Source organism: Alistipes sp. ZOR0009 (assembly GCF_000798815.1).
Taxonomy (GTDB): Bacteria; Bacteroidota; Bacteroidia; order Bacteroidales; family ZOR0009; genus Acetobacteroides.
The window spans coordinates 1-5,397 of record NZ_JTLD01000054.1 but is presented as its reverse complement, the minus strand read 5'-3'; the positions used below and the strand labels follow the sequence as shown (position 1 = coordinate 5,397).

General features: G+C 40.6%; 6 protein-coding genes. All 6 read left to right on the top strand.

The annotated features are described in order from the left end of the window. Positions 1–93: 93 nt before the first annotated feature. On the top strand, positions 94–681 hold the full coding sequence (locus tag L990_RS14595; RefSeq protein WP_047450897.1) for a hypothetical protein: 588 nt from the start codon (positions 94–96) through the stop codon (positions 679–681). Between the two features lie 165 nt (positions 682–846). Then, positions 847–1,362: a hypothetical protein gene (locus L990_RS14590; RefSeq protein WP_047450896.1), complete on the top strand. Its 516-nt coding sequence runs from the start codon at positions 847–849 to the stop codon at positions 1,360–1,362. Positions 1,363–1,545: 183 nt separating this feature from the next. Next, on the top strand, positions 1,546–2,400 hold the full coding sequence (locus L990_RS14585) for a restriction endonuclease (protein ID WP_047450894.1): 855 nt from the start codon (positions 1,546–1,548) through the stop codon (positions 2,398–2,400). Between the two features lie 292 nt (positions 2,401–2,692). After that, on the top strand, positions 2,693–3,874 hold the full coding sequence (locus L990_RS14580) for a C45 family autoproteolytic acyltransferase/hydolase (protein ID WP_047450892.1): 1,182 nt from the start codon (positions 2,693–2,695) through the stop codon (positions 3,872–3,874). A 120-nt stretch (positions 3,875–3,994) separates the two neighbouring features. Then, complete coding sequence (locus tag L990_RS14575) at positions 3,995–4,555, top strand: DUF1697 domain-containing protein (protein ID WP_047450890.1); 561 nt, start codon at positions 3,995–3,997, stop codon at positions 4,553–4,555. Between the two features lie 158 nt (positions 4,556–4,713). Beyond that, positions 4,714–5,157 carry an NUDIX hydrolase gene (locus L990_RS14570; RefSeq protein WP_047450888.1) on the top strand — a complete coding sequence of 148 codons (444 nt, stop codon included), beginning with the start codon at positions 4,714–4,716 and terminating at the stop codon, positions 5,155–5,157. Positions 5,158–5,397 lie beyond the last annotated feature (240 nt).

Below are 5,397 nucleotides of genomic sequence, written 5' to 3'. Positions count from 1 at the left end.
CGCCGCAGCAGCGGCAGTGCTGGCTGAGGGAACGGATGCCCGCAAGCACTTGTTGCCCATACCGCCAAACGTTGGCAACAATTAAGAGATGAAATGAGAACAATCATTATTTATATTCTTGTACTGTTTACAGTTGAAGTAACTTCCTGCGGAAATGGAATACCGAATGAGGTTGCTAGAAAAGAAAAGTGTTCAGATACACTTTTGTATAATAACTACATAAAGGCAATAACAAACGAGGGGACTTTTCAATATTTTGTAGTTATTAAGGCAAAGAATAAACGGACTGGAGAGGTTCGAGAAATTTGTACATCTGGAAATTTCTTGTCAGGTGCTTTGCATGAAGAATGTGGAATCGATTACGACAGTACTGGAGAAGCAAAAATTTACAGTTTACTATCAAAAAACAGGGAAATGTATTTTGAGTTTACAAAGGAATCTGCAATGAATAATGTAGGAATGAATAACTACACAACAGTAGAATACGAAACTTTTGAAAATACTCATAATATTGATTCTTTGGTAAATATCGTAAAAGGTGGAAAGTGGAGTATGAAAATGCCAGATGATAAGACAATGCTTTTATATGCGCATTCGCTTTTTAATAGAGGTATATTGACAGGTGAATATGATTGCTTTGGAGGTCCACTCGTTTCTGTTGACGATAAATTGAATGAATAAATTAAACTGTTGCCAACAAGCGGCATAGCCAATCCGCGGGCTGAAGCACAACGCGGTAGGTTGGCACCCGCAGGCAGGTTTTAGCGGGCTGAGACGATAGATGCCCCGCAACCGCGGAATGCCCATGCCGCCAGCCGTTGGCAACAATTTTAAGAGAGAAAAAGCATGAAATGGAAATATAGAATCTCGATTATTTTGAATGTTATTTTAATCGTGTGGATTATAGTCCAATACGGAATTAATAACTTGTCGACTGATTCACTCGGTCAATATTCAAACGATTTTGATTTTATAATAAAACTGGATAATAATGCTTACACGATTAATACTTACAAAAATACACTCACAAAACAATTAGACTGGCATAGGGATACGGTTATTAGCTATGAAGTTCCTAGCAAATTAAAGAAAGATGTATTTGATAAGTTGAAGAAGATAGACATCTTTAAGTATCCAGAACATTACTCACCAACTTCATTGGTAAGGGAATTTCCATCAATGAGTTATTTTATACAATATACAGTGAATGGGAATACTCGAATTGTTGATTGGAAAGAAAATACTGAGTCTGAAACAACGGAGGCTGAACATTTACGTGACCTTTTTGACAGACTACTAAAGGAATTAGAGAGTGACAATAGAATTAAGAACTTGCCAGATTCTAAAGTCGCATATCCATAAAAAACTGTTGCCAACAAGCGGCATAGCCAATCCGCGGGCTGAAGCGCAACGCGGCAGGTTGGCCACCGCAAGCCGGTTTTTGCGGGCTGAGACGGTAGAAGCCCCGCAACCGCGGAATGCCCATGCCGCCAGCCGTTAGTGGCAACCTTAGGACGACTCCCATACAATTAGGACAATAGTAAAATGACTTGGAAAGATTATGAAGTTGAAATTCACGATTACTTTAAGGAAATGTTTCCAAATGCAGACATTTCCCATAACGTGACTGTGCCCGGACGCTATTCAAAAGTTGATAGACAGATTGACATTTTAATTGAAGACTATGTCGCAGGCCACCGAATGCGAATCGTGGTAGACGGTAAATATTTTTCTGAGAAAATTGACGTTAAAGATGTTGAGATGTTTATTGGAATGCTCAACGACTGTGAAGCAAACAAAGGACTTCTTATAACACAAGAAGGTTTTTCAAAAGCTGCAATTAGCCGTGCACACTTTGACCCAATTGATATAGAACTCGACATTCTAAACTTTAAAGACCTTCACCAATTTCAAGGTTTCGGTGGTCTTCCATATAGCGGTAAACAAGGTGTTCTTTTACCTGCTCCTTTCGGTTGGATTATTGACGGCACAAGAAGGCCTAATATGTTAGCGACACTTTACCAACGGGGGCTGACATTAGAACAAGCTGGAGAAAGCAAGGAATGGATGTATGTAAATATTAGAAGCAAAGATGAAGAAATAAAAACACTGGACGATTTTCTGAGATTTCAAGAAGCTTATACACTTAAGGATTTCCCCAAAGCAGAAATTAGGTTTTTGCCGACAGTTAAACGTGATGGAAGTGCAATTAAATTACGCTCTATTAATATCGACACCTATCAGACAACTGAATATACAGGTTTTGTAGATTTTGATGATTTTATTTTCTTTTGTGTTTTGTTTACACCAGAAGAACTTAAAAAGAAAAACATAAGAAAATTGGAAAGCATTTTACAAAGTGTATTACCACTTAATGTGAATCAACCGACAGTCGAATAATAGAAAGGCAGCCACTAACACGGGTTTTGCGTTAGTGGGCGGACCGTGCGAATAGAAACATTTAAGCAATTAATAAACTTTGGTGCTGGCAGACAGTTTACGGTTTCAAAAGCCCACCAACGTAAAGCCCGAAACCGTTATGCAGTATAATGCCCCGTCCTAAAAAAAGGCTACACAACACGTAGTCGCGATGTACAAAAATGATGGGATTAAAAAGGTAGCGTGTGTATGGGTATTGGACAAGCTGTAAGGACAGCATCGAATGGCTGAGGTATAAATAAAATCCAAGCAAATGAAAAGCTTTCTGCTTATTTTGAGTTTTGCTGTGTTTAATGCTTTTCTTGCATCAGCCACTACTGGTGGCGATTCAAGAAAGGAGGTGGTGCTTGATACTGCATACTCAAGCTTGCCTGTTCTACATCTAAATGGCACTCCGTATGAGAATGGCTTTCAGCACGGAAAGATTATGAGGAGCAGGATTGCTGAGCTTGTTGGATTATGGAAAAGGGACATCGAAGAAAAATATGGCATACCGGCAGATAGATTTATTGCAACCTTTCTCGACTCGACCAATTATATCCCTTCGATAAAGAGATGGACTCCCGATTTGTTGGAGGAGATTAGGGGGATAAGCGCCGGTTCAGGAATAGATTTTAATACCATATTCGCATTTCAGCTGGTCGACGAGATTTGGACAAACGCAAGGTTGATTAGCATACCGCATCACTGTACATCTATAGGGGTAAACAACAGCAAAAGGGATGGTAGCCCCAACTATATCGCCCAAAACATCGACATCACCCCCTTCTACCATGGTTTTGAGGTTCTGTTAGACATAGTAGATACGGAGACAGGAGCGCGAAAGCTGGTGACAACTTTTGCTGGATACATAGGGGCGAATGGGGTAAACAGGCATATTGGCATTACAGAGAATACTCTTGCCGACTTAAAGAGCTCGCTTGACGGATTACCGGTTTGCTGTGTGGCACGAGGTGTTTTAGAAAAGGAATCGTTCGAGGAGGCTGTGGATTTTATACGAGGGGTTAAGCATGCTTCTGGTCAGAACTATATTGTTGGCTCTGATAGTAGCGTAATATCGTTGGAGTGCGCCTCCGACTTGGTTACGGAGTATTGGCCAGACTCTACAAAAGAGTATACTTTTCATGCCAACAAGCCTCTTACAAATAGCTCGTATCACCCCGCCTTCCTATCTTATTTAAAGGCGTTGTATGGCTCGATTCCTGAATCTGTAAGCTTCTCGGACGAGAGGTTGGAGGCAATAAAAGCTGTTGCATTAAATAGTAGGCACATCAGCTTGGAGGTTATTACGGATGCTCTTTCTAAACGGCCAATTTGCAATGCCAATACGTTTGTCTCTACGATTATGGAGTTTGGCAAAGGGTATAGCGAGCTCCGGATTTCTCCAGGAAAACCAGATTCGACGGAGTATATTCTATTTAGAATTAAAAAGTAGCCCTGTGTGGTACGTCGTGTAAAAGATTTTCGGATTTTTGGTTGTAATAGATGCTATAGCATTTATTTCACGGAGGCTATAACCCTGTTGGAGCATAATATTAACCGATAAGCAATAACCATGATTTACGTAGCGCTGCTAAGAGGTATAAATGTTGGAGGTAACAATAAGGTAGAAATGAAGAAGCTTAAGGCTACTTTTGAGCGACTTGGATTTACGAATGTTGTCACCTACATCAACTCTGGGAATATTATTTTCGAAGAGTCGACCAAAGCGAAAAATACTATTGTCGCTGAAATAGAACGAGCCATAAAGCAGGACTTTCAGCTGGAGATAAAGGTTTTAATACGCGATTTGGAAAATATAGAAGCTATCTGTCGTGAGCTACCTGCCTCGTGGGTTAAGAACGAGGTGATGAGAACGGATGTTATGTTCTTGTGGGAAGAGTTTGACACCCCCGATGTTGTAGCGCTGCTGCCTGTTAATCCTGCCGATAATGTGAAATATTCGTCGGGTGCCGTATTGTGGAATGTTGCGGGTAAGGATTACAGCAAAAGTGGTATGGCAAAGCTTATGGGAACCGCGCTATATAAGAATATGACGGTACGAAATGTAAATACGGTTCGTAAAATTCATCAAATAATGGAAGAAGTAAAGGGACACACGGCAGCAAACCGCTAGTGTGGGGTATGATAAACAGGTGTAGGTGGTTGCTTACTGCTCACTTTGGTGGTAGAGAACCAGCTTACACCTCCGCCTGTTGCTTATAATCCAAAGCATGGTAACTTTGTCTGCTACGTTTGGTTGAACATCCCTTCTAACGTATTAAATTTTTTAGAATGAAAGAAAGGAATAAAAATATACCAGCCTCCTACCTCGTTTTTCTAAATGGAGCTAAAACCTTACTATTAAGAAGGTACAATACCGGTTATGAAGATGGATGCTACAGCTTGGTTGCTGGACATGTCGATCCCGGCGAATCGTTTACTGCGTGCATCATTAGAGAGGCTGAAGAAGAGGCAGGTGTTTTGGTAGAATCTAAGGATTTAGAGGTAAGGCATGTTATGCATCGAAAGGCGGGCATGAATGAGGCCAACGAAAGGGTTGATCTATTTTTTGTTGCAAAAAGTTGGAAGGGCGAAATTGTTAATAGGGAACCTCATAAATGTGATGATTTATCTTGGTTCGACCTGAATAGCTTACCAGAAAACACCATTCCTAGCGTTCGTCATGCGCTTACCTGTATAGCCAATAATGTTTATTATAGCGAGTTCGGGTGGTAGCCGATGGTGTTAAGTGGCCTTATTTACGGCACATGCAGATACCTATTCGTTTTGTCTGCTGCTTAAACTGGGCGCAAAGGAATTTTGTAGCCCGCAGTACGGAGGATAGAGAGTATCTATTTTGCTATCTGCACAGAATAAACAGGACGAGGAACGGTTAAAAGAGGAATAGCTGGTAGTGGGGATAGATAGGTTTGAAGTATAGTTAAAAAAGTAACAAAACTATTTTGATTATGGATA

What these genes read in the sequence shown, in the direction of transcription:
- L990_RS14595 (WP_047450897.1), top strand. Translation starts at nt 94, where the DNA reads ATGAGAACAATCATTATTTATATTCTTGTACTGTTTACAGTTGAAGTA.
- L990_RS14590 (WP_047450896.1), top strand. Translation starts at nt 847, where the DNA reads ATGAAATGGAAATATAGAATCTCGATTATTTTGAATGTTATTTTAATC.
- L990_RS14585 (WP_047450894.1), top strand. Translation starts at nt 1,546, where the DNA reads ATGACTTGGAAAGATTATGAAGTTGAAATTCACGATTACTTTAAGGAA.
- L990_RS14580 (WP_047450892.1), top strand. Translation starts at nt 2,693, where the DNA reads ATGAAAAGCTTTCTGCTTATTTTGAGTTTTGCTGTGTTTAATGCTTTT.
- L990_RS14575 (WP_047450890.1), top strand. Translation starts at nt 3,995, where the DNA reads ATGATTTACGTAGCGCTGCTAAGAGGTATAAATGTTGGAGGTAACAAT.
- L990_RS14570 (WP_047450888.1), top strand. Translation starts at nt 4,714, where the DNA reads ATGAAAGAAAGGAATAAAAATATACCAGCCTCCTACCTCGTTTTTCTA.